The organism is Pseudomonas sp. Irchel 3E20 (assembly GCF_900187645.1).
Lineage (GTDB): Bacteria > Pseudomonadota > Gammaproteobacteria > Pseudomonadales > Pseudomonadaceae > Aquipseudomonas.
Genome location: NZ_FYEE01000004.1, coordinates 1 through 17,207, shown reverse-complemented (window position 1 = coordinate 17,207; position 17,207 = coordinate 1). Strand labels below are relative to the sequence as shown.

At 62.4% G+C, this 17,207-nt stretch carries 17 protein-coding genes; 6 read left to right on the top strand and 11 right to left on the bottom strand.

The window, feature by feature from the left end; translation table 11 throughout:
- The first annotated feature begins 1 nt into the window (after window position 1).
- From CKW13_RS08805 to CKW13_RS08785, 5 genes are all read left to right on the top strand, one after another.
- A complete protein-coding gene (locus CKW13_RS08805) occupies window positions 2-580 on the top strand; it encodes an adhesin (protein WP_095108208.1) in 579 nt (192 codons plus the stop codon).
- Window positions 581-644: 64 nt separating this feature from the next.
- Window positions 645-1,616, top strand: a complete 972-nt coding sequence (locus tag CKW13_RS08800) for a heme utilization protein (protein WP_095108207.1) — start codon at window positions 645-647, stop codon at window positions 1,614-1,616.
- Window positions 1,617-1,681: 65 nt separating this feature from the next.
- Entirely contained in the window at window positions 1,682-2,374 is a 693-nt protein-coding gene (locus tag CKW13_RS08795) for a C39 family peptidase (RefSeq protein WP_095108206.1), read from the top strand.
- A 46-nt stretch (window positions 2,375-2,420) separates the two neighbouring features.
- The gene (locus tag CKW13_RS08790; protein ID WP_095108205.1) at window positions 2,421-3,179 is read left to right on the top strand and encodes a hypothetical protein; all 759 of its coding nucleotides are present in this window, start codon (window positions 2,421-2,423) and stop codon (window positions 3,177-3,179) included.
- Window positions 3,180-3,225: 46 nt separating this feature from the next.
- Complete coding sequence (locus tag CKW13_RS08785; protein WP_095108204.1) at window positions 3,226-4,530, top strand: transporter; 1,305 nt, start codon at window positions 3,226-3,228, stop codon at window positions 4,528-4,530.
- Window positions 4,531-4,585: 55 nt separating this feature from the next.
- Here the strand turns inward: CKW13_RS08785 and CKW13_RS08780 are convergent, their stop codons facing one another.
- On the bottom strand, window positions 4,586-5,911 hold the full coding sequence (locus CKW13_RS08780; protein WP_095108203.1) for a sigma-54 dependent transcriptional regulator: 1,326 nt from the start codon (window positions 5,909-5,911) through the stop codon (window positions 4,586-4,588).
- A 354-nt stretch (window positions 5,912-6,265) separates the two neighbouring features.
- Between CKW13_RS08780 and CKW13_RS08775 the strand changes: the two genes are divergently transcribed.
- Window positions 6,266-6,532 (top strand): hypothetical protein, encoded by a 267-nt coding sequence (locus tag CKW13_RS08775; protein WP_095108202.1) that lies wholly within the window; start codon window positions 6,266-6,268, stop codon window positions 6,530-6,532.
- A 137-nt stretch (window positions 6,533-6,669) separates the two neighbouring features.
- On the opposite strand, the gene CKW13_RS08770 is transcribed toward CKW13_RS08775, so the two are convergent.
- The 10 genes from CKW13_RS08770 to CKW13_RS08725 form a co-directional block, all read right to left on the bottom strand.
- Entirely contained in the window at window positions 6,670-7,650 is a 981-nt protein-coding gene (locus CKW13_RS08770; RefSeq protein WP_095108201.1) for a LysR family transcriptional regulator, read from the bottom strand.
- A 64-nt stretch (window positions 7,651-7,714) separates the two neighbouring features.
- Window positions 7,715-8,665 (bottom strand): peptidylprolyl isomerase, encoded by a 951-nt coding sequence (locus CKW13_RS08765; RefSeq protein WP_095108200.1) that lies wholly within the window; start codon window positions 8,663-8,665, stop codon window positions 7,715-7,717.
- Window positions 8,662-9,144 carry a YbjN domain-containing protein gene (locus tag CKW13_RS08760; RefSeq protein WP_095108199.1) on the bottom strand — a complete coding sequence of 161 codons (483 nt, stop codon included), beginning with the start codon at window positions 9,142-9,144 and terminating at the stop codon, window positions 8,662-8,664. The genes CKW13_RS08765 and CKW13_RS08760 overlap by 4 nt, the downstream gene beginning before the upstream one ends.
- Before the next feature lie 20 nt (window positions 9,145-9,164).
- Complete coding sequence (locus tag CKW13_RS08755) at window positions 9,165-9,812, bottom strand: DNA repair protein (RefSeq protein ID WP_095108198.1); 648 nt, start codon at window positions 9,810-9,812, stop codon at window positions 9,165-9,167.
- 17 nt (window positions 9,813-9,829) lie between these two features.
- Window positions 9,830-11,524, bottom strand: coding sequence for a putative porin (locus tag CKW13_RS08750; protein WP_095108197.1), 1,695 nt, complete (start codon window positions 11,522-11,524; stop codon window positions 9,830-9,832).
- Between the two features lie 42 nt (window positions 11,525-11,566).
- On the bottom strand, window positions 11,567-12,271 hold the full coding sequence (locus tag CKW13_RS08745) for an energy transducer TonB (RefSeq protein WP_095108196.1): 705 nt from the start codon (window positions 12,269-12,271) through the stop codon (window positions 11,567-11,569).
- A 2-nt stretch (window positions 12,272-12,273) separates the two neighbouring features.
- Window positions 12,274-12,699, bottom strand: coding sequence for a biopolymer transporter ExbD (locus tag CKW13_RS08740; RefSeq protein WP_095108195.1), 426 nt, complete (start codon window positions 12,697-12,699; stop codon window positions 12,274-12,276).
- An 11-nt stretch (window positions 12,700-12,710) separates the two neighbouring features.
- The gene (locus CKW13_RS08735) at window positions 12,711-14,537 is read right to left on the bottom strand and encodes a DUF2341 domain-containing protein (RefSeq protein ID WP_095108194.1); all 1,827 of its coding nucleotides are present in this window, start codon (window positions 14,535-14,537) and stop codon (window positions 12,711-12,713) included.
- A gap of 24 nt (window positions 14,538-14,561) precedes the next feature.
- The gene (locus CKW13_RS08730; protein WP_095108193.1) at window positions 14,562-16,148 is read right to left on the bottom strand and encodes a ShlB/FhaC/HecB family hemolysin secretion/activation protein; all 1,587 of its coding nucleotides are present in this window, start codon (window positions 16,146-16,148) and stop codon (window positions 14,562-14,564) included.
- An 89-nt stretch (window positions 16,149-16,237) separates the two neighbouring features.
- On the bottom strand, window positions 16,238-16,840 hold the full coding sequence (locus CKW13_RS08725; RefSeq protein ID WP_095108192.1) for a transposase: 603 nt from the start codon (window positions 16,838-16,840) through the stop codon (window positions 16,238-16,240).
- Window positions 16,841-17,207: the final 367 nt, after the last annotated feature.

Here is a 17,207-nt window from a genome sequence, read left to right as displayed (position 1 = left end):
GATGAAACTCACTGTAATGGCAATCGCCCTGCTCGCCAGCACCAGCGCCCTGGCCGACTCCGCCGTAGCGGTGGTCAACCAGGCCCGGATCGATAATTCCGGCGCGGCCTATCGCGGCAACCTGATGGTCAACCAGGCCGCCGGCGATCAACAGCAGCAAGTCAACAGCCGGGCCATTGCCATAGGCAAAGACGCCAAAGCCGTCAACAGCCTGCAGCAGAGCATCAATACCGCCGCCAACCGTTCGATGAACGCCAGCAGCGACATCAGCGGCAACTCGTTCATCAACGGCAACGGTGCACTGGGCGTCAACCAGTCCGCCGGGGCCAATAACCAAATGATTAACGCCTTGCGGGTCAGCATCAGTGCCCAACCGCAAAGCGTCGATGACAGCGCCCTGTCGCAACAGAACGTGGCGCTGCTACCAGTCTCGGGAGCAACTGGCACACCCACCGGCAGCCGCCAGGTCACCACCAGTGACCAGGCCTTCACCGGCAGCCGTGGCGTGATTCAGGTGAACCAGAGCGCGGGTGTGGGGAACCGCATGGCCAACACCCTGAGCATCCGGGTCGCTGATTGACCCAACCGCAGTGCACTTGGCAAGTCGCAACACTTAACCAATTCAATAGGCACGGAGAAACACCATGAAACCTACAACCGCTCTGAAACCACTGGTTTTCGCCTTGGCTGCAGTGATGGCTATGGCTGCTCAGGCTGACAGCGACAAAAAACACCCGCACAAACCACAAGGGCCAACCTGGCAGGACCAACTGCAAATCGGCGCCGGCGCTACCGCCATTTCCGCCGACACGCAGAACAGTGAAGACAACTATGTGAACAATCAGGCCACCAAAAACAATGCCAAGTCTGACAACTCATTCAACAGCAACAGCGGCAACGTAGGCGGCAACAACGCAGCCGGCGACGGCAACCAACAAGCCAACAACGCAGCCATCGCCACCGCTGACGAAGCCTTTGTGTTCGGTAGCGCCAACGCCCTGGCATTGGCGAGCCAGAACAACGTCAACAACTACGTGAAAAACGCCTCGACCCAAAACCGTGCGCAAGTTGACAACAGCGTTAACAGCAACTCCGGCAACATCGGCTTCAACAACGCGGCCGGCAACTTCAACCAACAGAAAAACGACCTGGCGATTGCTGTGTCCGGCGGCCGCGTGGCCAACGCGGTTTCAGGCGCATCGCAAAACAGCACCGACCTGGGTGTCAACAACAAAGCCGATCGTGAAAACAAAGTGGTCAGCCTCAGTGGCGGTGCCATCGCCGGTGGTTCCTACAAAGGCACCATCAAAGGCACCATCAAAGACGACAAAGGTGGCTACTACGACGACAAAGGTGGTAGCGGCAGCGGTGGCAACAAAGGCCAGAAAGTTGACCTCGTAGAACAAGGCAACTTCTTGCTGGGCGCGGTATGGACCCAACAAGTGCTGGTCAAAGACGGCTGGAAAAACCCTGTAGTCAACAACGCTACCACCACCGGTTCGGTGAACAGCAACTCCGGCAACGTGGGCTACAACAACGCCGCTGGCGTGAGTAACCAACAAGTCAACTCGATGTCGATTGCGGCCGGTTGCAACGCTTGCCCTGCTGGCAACTGACGGCAATAAACCCCAAAGCCCCGGCAACGGGGCTTTCCCATTTCCCCCAGCAAGGCGTATCGACCATGCGAATTGCCGCCCTCGCCGTTCTGTTGGGCCTGACCGGGTTGGCCTCGGCGCAGTGCCAGGCGGCCTCCATGGCCATTGCCGCCCTTCCTGGCGGCACCTTGGTTTACAAGCAAGTGCAAAGCGTGCGTGAGCGTAAATTCGTCGACCTGGTGGAACAAAAAACCGATTTCAGTTGCGGCGCCGCCGCACTGGCCACGGTGCTGCGCCAGAGCTACTGGCTGGATGTCGATGAAAACCAGGTGATCGAGGGCATGTTGGCCAACGCTGACCATGACTTGGTGCGCACACAAGGGTTTTCCATGCTGGACATGAAGCTCTACGTGGAAAGCATCGGCATGCGTGCGCGGGGGTATCGGATACCGGCGGACAAGCTGCAGGACATCTCCATTCCCGTGGTGGTGTTGGTGGATATCCGCGGCTACAAGCACTTCGTGGTACTGCAACGCACGGAAAAGGACTGGGTTTACATCGGCGACCCCGTCCTGGGCCATAAACGCTACACCCATGAAGATTTCGTCAAAGGCTGGAACGGCATCGTGTTCGCCATCATCGGCCCCGGTTATGACAAAGCCAACGCCCTGCTCACGCCACCGCTGCCAGTCACGGCCAAAAACAAGCTCGACGGTTTCAACCCGGTCAAAGATGCAGAACTACTGGACTTTGGTTTCATTCAAAGCGACTTCTTCTAAACGCCACTTTAGATAAAGGAGCAGGACGCTCCGGGAGCAGCAGCACATGAAAACTCCATACTGGCTGGCGACCGCTTGTCTGGTTGCCGTACTTCCCCTTCCCGCACTGGCCAGTTCGGGATTCAAACCCATCGAGATCAAGGATGCGGAACTCTCGGAACTTCGCGGCCGTTATGTGATGCCGGGGCGGATCATCAGCTTCGGTATTGTCATGAGTACTACATGGCGCAACGCCACTGGCGACGTGATTGGCGCCGCCACGTCCATGCAAGTTCAGCAATCGACCATCAAGCCGCAGTTTTACGTCTCCACCATCAATGAACCCGGCAAGGGCGGCGGTACGCCCGGCAACCCGGGCACGGGCAACATCATCGGCGGCGCGGGCCTGGGCAGCGGCCAGGGCGTAACCCAGAGCGTGCGGGCCGCGGGGGATGGCAACACGGCCTATAACAACGTCAGCATCGACGTCAGCGAAGCCAACCAGGCCCCGGCCCTGGCGCCCAACCAGGGTGTGCTGCTGACCGGCGACAACGCCGTCACCGCCAGCAATGGCGCCGGCAGCATCGCGGTGTCCAACAACGGCGGCGGCATCCAGATGGCCATCCAGGCCAGCAACAACCAGGGCAGCACCCTGCAACAAGTAGCTCAAGGCGGCCTGTTGCAAAACACCCGGCTACTGGGCAGTAGCAACCTGGTCAATAACCTCACTCAACTCAACGTAGTACTCAATAACAACGGCCCTAGCGCCGGCGCACTGGATTGCAACTTGAGCCAACTCGTTGGCCTACGCAACTTGGGATATTGAACTACGCTGCTTCTCGACCATTGGGTTTAAAGGGACGGCTTAATTCATGTACCGATCATCGACGCTGCGCGCTGTTGTGTGTCTGAGCACTCTGTTTCCTTCGGCCTTATTGCAAGCGGCGCCCGATGCGGACATAGAGGCATTGAAACAAGAACTTATAGCGTTGAAACAACGCTACGAAGTTCAACAAAAAGCGTTGGCGGTACTTGAACAACGAGTCCGCCAAGTGGAAGACCAACCGGCGACACCGGCGCCCAAACGCCTGGCCAAATCCCCCGCCGATATGCGCGGCAACCAGGTCGCGGGCACCGGTGCCGCAGCCGCCTCGGGAGGGGCGGCCGGTGGCGCGGGCGCAACCTCCTACGGCCAGTCCCTGCAGGACGATTCGGCACCGGCCCAGAGCGTCTCCAACCTGTATGACGAGGCCAGCGGCTTCTTTGGCGGCGGCAGTTTCAGCCTCGAAACCGGCATGACTTATTCGCGCTACGACACGCGCCAGTTGATCCTCAACGGCTTCCTGGCCCTGGATTCGATCTTCCTGGGCAACATCAACCTGGATCGGATCAAGGCCGACAACTGGACCTTCGACGTCACCGGGCGCTACAACTTCAACAACCGTTGGCAGTTCGACCTGAACGTGCCGGTGGTCTATCGCGAATCCACTTATCAATCCGGCGGCGCGCAAAACGGCGCGGCGGGCGTGACCAGCGAAAAATCCATCACCCGCGACCCGACCATCGGCGATGTCAACTTCGGCGTGGCGTACAAGTTCATGGACGAGTCGGTAAACACCCCCGACGCGGTCGTCACCCTGCGGGTCAAGGCGCCCACCGGCAAGGAGCCGTTCGGCATCAAGCTGCGCCAGGTAAGCAACAACACCAACCTGTTCGTACCGGATGAGTTGCCCACCGGTAACGGTGTGTGGTCGATCACCCCGGGCATTTCCCTGGTCAAGACCTTCGACCCGGCCGTGCTGTTCGGCAGCCTGTCGTACACCCACAACCTGGAGCAGGATTTCGACGACATCAGCTCCTCACCCAGCATCAAGACCCCTGGCAGCGTACGCCTGGGCGACAGCTTCCAGATTGGCGCCGGTATTGCTTTTGCGTTGAACGAGAAAATGAGTATGTCGTTTTCGGTGTCCGACCTGATCCAGAAAAAGAGCAAGCTCAAGTCCGATGGTGGCGACTGGCAATCGGTGGTGTCCAGCGATGCCAACGCCGGCTACTTCAACGTCGGCATGACCGTGGCCGCCACCGACAACCTGACCATTGTGCCCAACCTGTCCATCGGCCTGACCGACGACGCCCCGGATTTCACCTTCAGCCTGAAATTCCCCTACTACTTCTAAGCCATGCCAAAAGGCCCGCCGCGATTCACGTCGCAGCGGGCCTTTTTATGCCCGTTTAGCGGATCTGGTGTTTGTGCAGCAGGCGATAAAAGGTGGGCCGCGACACCCCCAGCACCCGGGCGGCGACGCTGAGGTTGTCGCTGTGGCGGTTCAACACATCGCACAAGGCCTGGCGCTCGGCGCGGGTCTTGTAGTCTTCCAGGGTGCCCATGGGCGCGGCGATGGCCTGGTTGCTCAGCAGGCCCAGGTCGCGGGCCTCGATCTGCCGGCCTTCGGCCAGCACCAAGCCGCGGCGGACCCGGTTGGCCAGCTCGCGCACGTTGCCCGGCCATTCGTGCTTGCCCATGGCCACCAGGGCGTCCTCGCTGAAACTGCGGGGGCGGCGCCCGGTTTCCTGGCTATAGAAGTGGGAAAAATGGTTGGCCAGCATCCCCAGGTCGCCATGGCGCTCGCGCAGGGGCGCGGTGACCACTTGCAGGACATTCAAGCGGTAGTACAGGTCTTCGCGAAAACGCTTCCTCTCGATGGCCGCCTCCAGGTCAACGTGGGTCGCGGCCAGCACCCGCACATCCACCGGGATCGGCTGGCTGCCGCCCACCCGTTCGATATGTTTTTCTTGAAGAAAACGCAGCAGGCTGGCTTGCAACTCCAAGGGCAGGTCGCCGATTTCATCCAGGAACAAAGTGCCGCCATGGGCGGCCTCGATGCGCCCGACCTTGCGCTGGTGAGCGCCGGTAAAGGCACCCTTTTCGTGGCCGAACAGTTCGGACTGGATCAGGTGCTCGGGAATAGCCCCGCAGTTGATCGCCACAAAGGGCTTGCTGTGGCGCTGTGATTGGCGATGCAGGGTGCGCGCCACCAATTCCTTGCCGGTGCCGCTTTCGCCACGGATCAGTACCGGCGACTCGGTGGGCGCCAATTTTCCCAGCAGCTTGCGCAGTTCGCGGATCGGCCGGCTATCGCCCAATAGCTCGTGTTCGGGCTCGTCGATGCGCACCGAACCCTTGCCGCGCAAGCGTGCCATGCCAAAGGCGCGACCAAGTGTCACCTGCACACGGGAGACATCGAACGGTAAGGTATGGAAATCGAAGAACCACTCGCAAACAAAGTCGCCAACGTTCTGTAATCGCAAGACTTCCGGGCTGAGCACGGCAATCCATTCGGTGCCGCTGCGGCTGATGAGTTCCTTGACCGCTTCGGGACGTTCCAGGTGAAAAGACTGCAAACGCAATAACCCGACATCGCAGGTGCGGTCACTGGCCGCTTCGAGGTTGCAGCTGTCGACGTCCCAGCCCACCGCCCGTAAACCGGGCAGCAGGCCATGACAGTCATCGCAGGGATCGACCACCAGTAGTCGGCGTAGGGCCGGCGCTTCGTTCATGACTGTTCCTTGGCGCCAAAATTAAGAATTGTGAGTAGAAACAGTGATTTGGCTAGCCCGGTTGTAACACTAGCAAGAACTTGACGCGCCCTTGTATCGATTGACTATAGCGGTAATAGCAAATACCTCTGTATTGGTTATAAGAATCCACGTCTGAAGTTACCTTGCGAAGCAAAAGCTTTCATTTAGCTTTCAATATTGTGTTTATAAACAGCCAAACGAAACAAACATGAAAAAACTTACGCTGAATGTGTGACCCGCCACCGGACATCAAGCATCAGTACAAGTATCCAGCCGCACGGTACGCCCAACCGACGGCACATCATTTGATTGGGCATACAGAGAGAAGACCCCATGAACGCCCCGCTCCGTTTCAACGAAGCACTTTTGATCGCCGGCCATGCATTTGAACCTTTCCAGTGCATCGCTTGGGCCCAACAAGACGGCAACGGTGAACTGAACCTGGCCGTTGTCGACCGCACCAACACCCACATCGGCCACCAGCAGATCCCGAGCAGCGCCTACCGCGACCCAGCCAAGCTGGCCGACCTGCTGACCCAGACCCGCGAGCAGCTGAGCCAGGAAGGCTACGCCCTCAAGCCCTGGACCATGCCGGCCTGATCTGCCTGCCCCTAAGTAGTCAGCGGGCTCGCCCGCGCTGGGCTGCGCAGGCGCCCTGAAAATGGATGGAGCAACTCACATTTTCAGGCGCGCTACGCACTCCAGAGCGGGATCGGCGCCCGAAGCCAACCCGCTTGCTACAACTCGAACCACTCTTTGCGCTCATTAAAGGTGTTGCGGATCAACTCCACGATCAACGCCACCGACTCGTGGTGTTCCACCCGCGCATTGGTCGCCATCCACACCTGCCGCGCCATGCCTTGGGCGAACAGCCCGGGCAATGCGGTCAAGCCTCGATCGAAATGGCTCATATAGGCCGGCAACAGACCGATACACGCGCTACAACGGATCATCTCCAGCATCAACTCATACGCCTGCACCTGCACCACCCCCGCCAGGCGCTGTTCCACCAATTCATTCCACGGCCCGAAGCTTTCGACCTGGGCATCTTGCTGCCATTGCACCAGCATGTAGTCGGCCAGGTCGTCGAGGCTGTCGGGCCGCGCCGCCACCCGCGAATAGCGCTTGGCAATATGGGGCAAGTAAGTGAGCTCGGCCAGGCAAACCGGTGCGTGGGTGGCAAAGCTGGGGCCCGTTAGGGGCTGTTCCGGCTCGGCCAGCCATACCACCACATCGGCGCTGACAGCTTGCAGGGCCAGGGGGCTGTCCAGGGAGAGCACTTCCAGGCGCGCGCTGGCATTGCGCCGCAACAGGGCTATCAGGTCGCGTCCCAGGATGTCATGCAGGATCGACTCGGCCACCGCCAGACGAATCAGCGGCTGCTCGATCACCGGCAATTTGCGCTCATGGGCCAGGGCAATCAGTTGTGCCTGTAATTGCTGGCCTTCGCGGCTCAGGCTCAAGGCGCTGCCCTGGTAGCAGAACAGCGCCCGGCGCAGATGCTCCTCCAGCAACATCAGTTGCTTGCGCAACACGGTGGACTTGATGTTGAGACTGCGCGCCGCCTGCATGAAACAACCACAACGGGCACTGACCAGAAAATACTGGGCCACCTGTGGCTCGATCTCGGCGGCCAGCGCCAGCCAAGAGGCCGATGACTGCGTTTGGCCGGGATATTCGCCAGCCCCCTGACGTCCTGTGGGCTCGGTCAATGACATCGATGACTCCCTGTCGATCTTGTTGGTTTTCCATTGCGGCAGGTAAAGGCTACCGACAGCTGCGCTACTGCTTTTGCTCCAACACCTGGTTCAACACCGCTCCATCGATGCTCAGGGTGGCGCTATCGAGCATGCCTTCCAGGTAGGCCTTGGCGATCTGTTCCTGACGCTGGGCCCGTAGGGCCTGGGTCAGGCGCTCGCGCACCTCTTCCAGGCTGGCGGTACGGGACGGTTGCTGCTCGATGAGTTTGAGTACATGAAACCCCGCCGCGCTCTGCACCGGCTCGGACACCCCGCCCACCTTGAGCCGCATCACCGCGCTGCGAGCCTCCGGTAGCAGTTGCTGCAAGGGTTGCAGGCCGGTGTCGCCGCCGCGCTGGGCGCTGTCAGCGGCCTGGGAATATTGGCTCGCCAGGCTGGCGAATTGCGCGGGCATGGCCTGGGCCTTCTGGCTCAGTTCCTGGGCCTGCTTGCGCACTGCATCGAGCTCCTGGGGCGAAGCGAGCGCCAGGAAAATCTGGCTGACCCGGTACAGCGGCGGCGTCACCCAATCTGCTTTGCCCGCGTCATAGGCCTGCTGCAACTCGGCCTCACTGGGGTAACCCGCCGGCACCTGGCTGACCGACTGCAAGTAATCGCGAAACACGATCTGCTCGGTGGCGGCGCGGGTCTGGCGCTCCACCTGCGGGCGCTGGCGCCAGCCTTGGGCCTCGGCCTGCTCCAGCACGGCTTTTTCCGCCAGGCGCGAGCGGATCCAGCCTTCGAGGGCCGGGCGGTTGGCCCGCAATTGCTCGCGCGACTCAGCAGGTAACGCGGCCAGCAGTTCCTTGAGTTCCTCAGGCGTCACCTGCTGGCTGCCCAGGCGCGCCACCGCAGGCTCGCCGACCGCCGTATGGGCCACCGGCGCTGGCGGTTGCGCCGCCACCGGTTCACTGCCTGGGCGCAGGCCCACGGCAACTGCCACCACCAGCAAGGCCAGCGCACCCGCGCCGGCCCACAGGGCCGTTTTGCTCACAGCGCGGTCACCTCTTCGGCTGGCACCTGCTCAGGTTCCTGGGCGCTGAGCTGGGCGGCGCTCTGGCTGTATTCACGCAGGTAGACGATGAACTCTTGCAGCAGGCGATCCCACAACTCCAGGCTCGCGCGCAGGTGGTCGGCGCTGACACCTGCGGCCACCACCACGTCCATTTCCATCACCAGGAATTCGCCCTGCACCGACAACCGGGCAAAGCGACGCGAGGCGTTCCACAGCTCGGCCAGGCCGGCCGGCAATTGGCCTTGCACCCGCAGCGCGCAGCTGAAGGTGAAGTCCACGTACTCACCCGCCTCAGCGGCCGGGTTGCCGAAACGCACGGCGTAACCGATGCCCTGACTGGCGCTGAGCAACTGCACAATGGCGTTCTGTTCGGTCTGGTTGACCCGGTAGCCAGCGCCTTGCAGCAACTCGGTCAGGCTCTGGGGGGAAACGCGGGTAATCAACTGTGCTTGGGTCATGGTCGTTGCTTCCTTACTGTTCATTGAGCAATCGCTGCCTGAGGGGCATCGAACTGGGTTTTGTAGAGGTCGTCGCCAAAGGCCTGGGCCATTTCTTCAAACTTGACCCGCGCCCCGCCGGCAAACGGCTGGCGGATGTTCATCACCTGGGCGACGTCGATGGTTTCGTAGGCGTGCAGGATGCTTTTGGCCACGCCGTACATTTCTTGATTCTTGGCCGAACATTGCTGCACTTGTGTGTCACGTTCAGTCAGTTGCGCCTGCAATTTGGCCCGCTCGGCCTCCTTGGCACGGGCCATCACCAGCAGTTCTTCATAGGCCTGCTTGAACTTGCCCAGTTGTTCGCTGCTGGCTGCTGCCTGAGCCTGGGCCCGGCTTTGCAGGGCGTCCTGCTGGCCGGCCAGTTGTTCGGCCGTGCCGCGGGCCTTGGCCAGCTCGGCGCTCAATTGCTTGATTTGCGCCTGGGCGGCCTTGGCCTGGGTTTCTGCCGCTAGGCGCGCGGCGCTGGCCTGGGCCTGTTCGCTTTGCAGCGCCTGCAACTGCGCGGTGGTGCTGCGCAACTGGGTGCGCAAGCGCTCTTCCATGCCTTCGGCGCTGGCCCCGCTGGCAATCAATACACCAGCGGCCAGCAGCAGGTAACTCCAGCGAGAAGTGGCGAGCCTGTTCATGGGTTTCTCCTGGCGCCTTAGAAGCGCGTGTTGAGTTCAAGCTGCAAGACATCGATATCGAACGGCGCGCCATACACCGCCTCCGAGCTCAACCAGCGGCCAGTGGCCGTGACGTTCTTGGCCAGGCCATAGTTGCCGCCCAGGAAGTAACCCTTGGCATTGGTGCCGCCCAGGTGGAAGGAGGAGTCGTTGAAACCGTCCGGCAAGGCATCTGGCTCGATGTATTTGTAGCCAGCGAAGAGGTTCCAGTCGCCCTGCTTCTTGAGTTCCAGGTCGTTGCCCAGGGTGAACTGCACCATCCAGGCATCGGCGCCGCTCTTGAGCTGGCCGTTGCTGTCCAGGTTGCTGACGATCTGGCCTTCGGAGCGCTTGCGCATCTCGCCTTCGTCGTAGCCCAGGTTGTGCACGTAGTTGCCCTGGGTGCGCAACTTGAAGTCTTGCGGCAGGTCGGTTTCCCAGACCAGGTTCAGGTCCAGCAGGTTGAACTGCGAGGCCAGGCCGACAAACTGCGGTTGCGGCGTGCGCACCGGGTCCTGCGGGTTGGGCACGATGTCGCGCAGTTGGAACACGGTGTTGCCTTTTTGCATGAACGCCACGCGGCTGCCGTCGGTGTCGCAGCCAGGGTCGCCGGCCCAGGGTTCGCAAGGGCTGGAACGCTGGCCTTCGATGTCCTCGAAGCGGTAGTAGGCCATCGCACCCTTGAGGCGGTTGCTGGCGTTGATGGCCCAATTGGCGCCGATCTGCGCGCCGTACAGCCACTTGTTGTCGCTTTCTTCCTTGTCCTGGCCGTTGCTGGAGGCGGTGTCGTTGGTGTACTCCACCGGGAACGCGCCGACGGTGCCGAACACGCCCCATTGCTTGTTCAGCGCATGGTTGAAAATTGCCGCTACGCCGTCGAAGTTCAGGTCGTTGGAATAGAGCATGTCGGTGGAGAAGAACGGGTTGGCCACCCGCCCGCCGGTCAGGGTCATGTAGTCGGTGGCTTTCCAGGTCAGGTAGCCCTGGTCGAGCCAGATGTCCTTCTTGCCAAAGCCGCCGCCCAGGGTTTGGGTGGTGGACACCGGGTTGTTGTCCGAGCCGGTGCCGATGCGGATGCCCGCGCTCCAGTCCTGGGCAATCTGCGCTTTCATGCCCAGGCGCGCCCGCAGGCGGAACAGGTTCTCGCGGTCTTCGCGGGTGTTGAGCAGCGGCGGCAATGTAGTGCCGCTGTCGGGGTTGACGTCGTAGGGGCCTTTTTCGTTGAGCTTGGCGTAGTCAAGGATTTCGTTGCTGTTGGTGCCCGAGTAGTAGCGCGACTCATCACGCAGGCGGATATCGCCGTCAAAGCTGATGCGCGAGACCCAATCCGGGAAGGTATTGGGCTGGGCCCAGTTTTCCTGCTTGGCAGTGGCCATGACCTCGGCCTTGACCTGGTCGCGGATCTGGTCACGCACAATCGCCGGCACGTATTGCACGCGCACATCTCCCCCCGCACCGGTGGCGGCCACGGCGGTGCCCGCACTGGCGCTCTGGCGGGCCTGCACCGCTTCCTTTTCGGCCTGGGCGATCAAGCCTTCGGCCTGGTCCTGCTTGAGCACGCCTTGCTGCACCAGCAGGCGGATCAGATTGATCGTGGCGTTTTCCGAGGGCGCAGGCGCTGCCGCCACGGGCCCGACCAGGGTCGCAATGACCAGGCCAACCGCCAGGGACAATCGATTCAGGTTGGAAATCATCTGCACACAACTCCTTTTGGCAAAGCTTAAAAAATAAGAGGGTTAACCCGGCCGCCGCCCTTGCAGGGACAGGCGGATGGGCATCTTCATGGTGGCCGGCGGGCGCTGGGTGAACGCCGGCGCGGCGCGTAAGGTGGCCAGGAGCTGGGCGTCGGTCTGCGGGTTGCCGCTGGTGCGGGTCAGCTCCACGCGGGTGACTTCCCCCACCGCGCTGAGCCACACATCGGCCTGCACCGCGTAAACCTGGTTGCGCAGTTCGGGGTTGTCGCGCAGCAGGCGCTGGAAACTCATGGCCAGGAACTGGCCGTAAGAGCCACTGCCCAACCCACCGCCGCCACCACCCGCCATGCCGCCGCCCTTGCCAGCACCGATGTTGAAGGCGTCGTTGCCGCTCTGGGCGTCGCCGTCGATCTGCATCGGGTTGGCCAGGTCGTCGGCCGGGGATGGCGGCGCCTCTTCCTCGGGCTTGACGTCCTCAGGCTCGGGCGTGGGTTCTGGTTCGACGACCTTTTCTTCCACCGGCGGTGTCGGCTCCGGCGGTTTTTCCGGGGGCGGCGGTGGGGGTGGCGGCAACGGAATGATGGTGGGGATCTTCGGCGCTTCGCGGCGGATCCCACTCATGTCATTGGCCCATTGCCACAGCAACCACGCGGCCACGGCGCCGAGCAAGAGGCCCGCGCCCCACTTGAGTGGGCGCAGGGGCGACTTTTTCAGCGGTGCTGGCTTGACAGGTAATTGTGCGGTCATGGTCAGCCCTGGCTCGGTTTGCCGGTAACCAGCCCGACCTGGGACAGCTCCAGGCGGCGCAGCAGGTCCAGTACCTCGATGACTTTCTGGTACTGCACCGTGGCGTCGCCGCGCACGATCACCGGGAAGTCCGGGCTCTGGGCCTTCTCGATCCGCAGGCGATCCTCCAGCTCTGCCAGGGTCACCGGGTAGGCGTCAAGGAACACCTGGCCGCCGTCGTTGACCGAAATGGCCTTGGTCTTGGCCTCCGACAGCGACACCGAGGCGCTGGCCTTGGGCAGGTTGATCTGGATGCCCGAAACCTGGGCTGTAGCGGTCAGGATGAACATCACCAGCACCACCATCAGCACGTCCACCAGGGGCGTGATGTTGATCGTGTCGACGGCCGCATCATCGTCATCGTCGTGGGAGGCGTTTACAGAAGCCATGGCTGTTTCCCTCAGGCCGACACGGGCGCGTTGAAGTGGTGGCCGCGACCGTGGGCCGCTTCGCTGTGCTGGCTTTCACCGTGCATCTCCGCCAGGCGCGTGATGAACTCGTCGACAAACACGCGCATGTCGGCGCTGACTTCCTTGTTGCGGGTAATCAAGCGGTTGTAGCCAAACAGCGCGGGGATCGCGACGAACAGGCCCATGGCCGTGGCCAGCAGCGCCGCCGCCATGCCCGGGGCGATGGCATTGATGTTGACGTCGCCGGCCATGGCCGTGCCGAGGAACACCACCATGATCCCCAGCACGGTGCCGAGCAGGCCGATGTAGGGGCCGCCGGCGATAGCGTTGGACAGGGTCGAGAGCTTGGCGCTCAGTTGCTGGTTTTCCCGGGTGCGCACGCCGTCCATCGAGCAGCGGATGGCTTCGATGGTGGCCGCCGATACCGACGACGTGTCGGCGCCCTGGGCGCGGCGGGTGCGGATTTCCTTGACCGCCACCAGGTACAGGCGCCACAGCGAAGAATGCTCCAGGCGCGTAGCCAACTCGCGGTCGTCGGCGAACAGCTCCAGGCGCGTGCCAACGTTGGCGAACTGCTCGCGGAAGGCCTCGTTGGCGTTACTCACACGGGTCACGGTGCGGTTCTTGCGGATCATGATGATCCAGGACTGGAACATCATCAGCACCAGCACGGCGATGATGACCCAGGCGTCCAAGGGCACCGCGTTGAGCAAGAAGCCCAGGCTACCGAAGCCGAAACCGGACTGTTCTTCGTCCACGCCATAGGCCACCAGTTTCGACTCGGCGCCCTGGGAGGTGGCGTCGGCCAGCAGCAGCGCCGCCGGGCGCGCGACCTTGGACAGGCGCAACTCATCGATGGCACCGACAAAGCCCTGGTACACGCTGCTGTCGGGGTTTTCCACCGCCACCACTACTGGCAGGTCGGCGCCAATGGCCGTGGCCGAGTTGAACGCCGGCAAGGCCACCGCCAGGCTGGCGGCTTCGCGGCCATTGAGGTACAGCGTGACCTTGGCACCTTCCGCGCTCAGGGCCAGGTGCTGCCATTGGCCGGGGCTCAGGGCCTGGGTGGCGGCGCTGCGCTGGCCATCGATATCGACGAAAGGCACGCCCTGGTTCACCCCCACCAGCAGGCGATTGGCGCCTTCGCGGCGGGCCAAAAGCACTTGTTCACCGGGGGCCTGGTCCTGGCGCAGCCAGGCACTGAAGGTGAACGCGCCACCGGCGACCTGTTGCAGCGAAGGGCTGGCCGGCAACAGCAGCGGCTGGCCGTTGAATTGCAAAGCCCGGCCGATCACGCCATCGATGGCGGCACCGGTGGCGCTCTGGGCGGTGTTGCCGTAGGCCGTGGTGTCGCGGGCCGGGGTGCCGCTGGCGCCGTCAAAGTGATAGAGCGCGGTGTAGCTGGGGTCGAAAGTCAGTTGGCCGTTGCCACTGGCCGCGGCTTTCTGATTGCCGTAGTACATCCAGATGTCCTGGCGCTGGCCGCCCTCGACCTTGGGCACATCGACCCAGATCAGCGCCATGCCCATCAGCGGGTCGAAGCTTTCGATCTGGTGGTTGAGTACGGTTTTGTCGTCGGCGGCGACGAAGCGCAGGTCGGCGCCGTCTTCCTTGACCCCATCAAAGGTGAAGTTGCCGGTGTGCAGGCGCACCAGCAGCGCGGTACGGCCCAGGCTTTCGTTGATGGCCGCGCCCTGGGGCGTGGTGTCCACCGAAATCTGCTTGCGGTACTGCCAGTCGTCCTGCCACCAGGCATGGGCGGTCGCCGGGAGCACGAAGCCCAGGCAGATCATCAGGCTGATAAATAGGCGTTGCATCAAAAGTGCTCCTTGATAGGGTTCTCAGAACGTCGCTTGCAGGTTGAAATGCACGCGCGATTCCTGTTTCGAGGTGTTCGGGCCTTCCAGCAACGGGTAGCCCCAATCCAGGCTGCCGGACAGCCACTTGCTCAGGCTGGCGCGGGTGCCAAGGCCGACACTGGCCAGGCTGAAATCGGCCTCCTGGTCGGGCAACTCATCACGCAGGGACAACTGGGCGCCTTCGGCAAAGGCGTAGAAACGCCACTCGTTGACGTACTTGCCCAGGTACTTGGCCAGGGACGGCGTGCGCAGCTCCTGGGAAATCACATAACCGTCATCGCCAGTGCGCTCGGCCGCCAGGTAGCCGCGCACCGAGGTCGCACCACCGGCGCTGATCTGCTCGTTGGAAACCAGGGGCCCAGAGGCGAGTTGGAACGAGCCCTTGCTCGCGCTCTGCCAGTCGTTGGCGAAGGTGTAGGTGTAATCGGCGTCGCCCTTGAGCACGGCGAAACTGGGATTGGCGCGGTAGCGCTTGTAGTTGAATTCCTCGTCCGAACTGCCGTAGCCGAACAGCCCGCGGGTGCCGGCCACCAGGCTCAGGCTCAGGCCCAACTGTGAGGTTTCGGTGTAGCGAAAGCCGTTGTAGGCGAACGTGAAGGGCGCGTATTTGAGGGGCACCTTGTCGCTGCTGCCTGCAAGCGTCATCTGCTCTTCGAAGTCCTTGAAGTCCACCCCCACCGAGAACGAGTTGGCCCACACGCCGCTGGGCGGCAGGTTGTAGATCGCCGACACCCCGTAGGAATGGCCCTTGCCCAGCACGTTGCTGCCGCCGATGGTGGCCACGTCGCTGTCGGACTGGTAGCCCGCCAGTTGCAGGCTCCAGCGCTCGCTCAAAGGCGCGGTGTACGAGCCGGACCAGACCTTGGCGTTGTCCTGCTCCTGGGGCGCGGTGAAGTAGGTCAGGGAAATGGTGTGGCCCAGTTGCCAGAGGTTGTTGTAGCCCAGGCTGACCACGCTGCGCAGCTTCTCGGTGTCGGCGCTGTAGTCGTTGTTCAGGCCGACGCTGGCCTGCCAGGGGTTCTGGTCCTCGACCTGCAAATCCACGTCCATGGTGCCCGGGCGCTGGCCCTCGCGTACCAGGGGCATGACCTGGCGCCCGGCGCTCTTGTTGAGGTTGGCCAACTCACCCTGGACGCGGCCGAAGTCCGGCACCTGGCCTTCTTGCAGGGCTGGCACTTGGTCGCGGATCTCCACCGGCGAGTAGTGTTTGGCGCCCACCACCCGCACCCGGCCGACCTTGGTTTCACTGACCTGCAAGTAGACGATACCGTCCTCGACCTTCTGCTCGGGCAACTCGACGAACACCGACTGATAGCCGCGGCTCTGATAGACCTTCTGCAACGCCTCGCGGGCGCCTTCGATATCGCTCAGGGCCTTTTGCGGGCCGAGAAACGGGTACACCGCTTCCTCGATGGCCCGCGCATCAAGCACCGTGTTGCCGCGCACAAAATACTCATTCACATCCACCAACTTCGCCGGCGCTGCGCCCTGCCCGTCTTCTTCGGCCAGTACCGGTTGCACGCCCAGAGCCACCGCCAGGCAGCTCCACAGCGCCAGGCCGTTGCCCATCGTGCGCGGCCGCCCTGCCTTGAAAAATTGCTCCACACCGCCCCCTAGATTTGAAATGACCGGTGCCGCCCGCGCAGCGTGCGGCCCACTCAATGGCTTGATGCCGATGGTGTGGCGTGCCGCGACAGCCAGGTGTGCAGCAGCGCGAAGTTCAGCGAGAACTCCGGCATGTGCAGCAAGGCGCCACAGAACACTTCACCAATGATTTTGTGGATCAACTGCACCGCGTCCGGGTTGTTCAACAACGCGCCCAGGTCATGGCTCAGGACGTTAAAACCCCACACCTTCTGGTTCAGGTCCAGGCCGACGAACCAGCGGAACAGCAGGTTGTAATTGAGCTGCTCGTACAGCTGCTGCTCACCGGGCACCGAATAGAGCAGTTGCAGCAACAGGATCTGCACCAGGGTCTGCGGCGCCACCGACAAACCCGGCTCGGCGCCCAGCCCTCGCAGCAGTTCATGGTGCTCGTCTAGCAGCGCCTCGATTTGCGGGCGCAGCAACACCAGGGAGTGACCTGGCGGGATATAGCTGGCCACATCCTTGCGCGCGCCTTGCCAGTCGTCCTGCGAGACAATCCAGACCCATGGCGCGCCGTAGCGATAGACCGACACCGGGCGCTTGCGCGCGGCTTCGACGATCTTCGATAAGCGCTGGTCCAGCTCCTGCATCCCTACTTTCGAGTAGCGTTCCATAGTGCCCACTGCCTCACTCCCTGCTCCCTGTCATCGACAGGAAAACCGACCTCGCGGCCGCCCCAAGCGCTGTACATATCCATGACGGGCCTGGCCAAGTGCTACCGAACTTTTGTCATGAAAGCTTCACTTAGCGAAGGCGTGGTGAGCGGCAAGGGGCCAAGACTGAAGCCAGATTCCCCGTGCAACAGTGGGGAGCGGGCGAAGGCGCCGGAACAGCCTGGCTGTCAGGCCGCCATGGCGGGCCAGCCCGCTTCCACAGGGTGGGGCAAGGACCGATACCGTTCATCGCTACTGTCAGATCTGACAGTAGCCAGGCCGCAGGCTGCGGGTATGTGATGGCTTCACCCGCGCATCGAGCCTGAGA